Source organism: Leucobacter faecis, from assembly GCF_054456635.2.
This window is the reverse complement of sequence record NZ_JBTJEP020000053.1, coordinates 1-358: the sequence shown is the minus strand read 5'-3', so window position 1 is coordinate 358 and position 358 is coordinate 1. Positions and strand designations below refer to the sequence as shown.

1 rRNA gene is annotated in these 358 nt (G+C 53.1%); it reads left to right on the top strand.

Annotated elements, in window-relative coordinates:
• Window positions 1-56 (top strand): 16S ribosomal RNA (locus ACXR2T_RS15810); the annotation flags it as partial.
• Window positions 57-358 lie beyond the last annotated feature (302 nt).

Genomic DNA, 358 nt, shown 5'->3' with positions numbered 1-358 from the left:
GGACTAAGTCGTAACAAGGTAGCCGTACCGGAAGGTGCGGCTGGATCACCTCCTTTCTAAGGAGCACTCAACAGCATTGTCTGTTGCAGATTGCCCAGATGAAGAACGAATGTTTCTTCCTGGGTGCTCATGGGTGGAACATTTGACATTGAGTGATCGTGCGCAGTCTTGGATGAGTACGCTGACCTTTGGGTTGGTGGGAAAGTGTGGGGTTGTGGATGGTGGCTTGCTTTTTGGTGCATACTATTGGGTCCTGAAGGCCCAGCCGGCTACACGCCTTTTGGTGTGTGGGTGTCTGTGTTTTCGGGCTCACGCTTATCACACGTGTTGGTGGTGGGGGTGGGATCGACCGTACGTT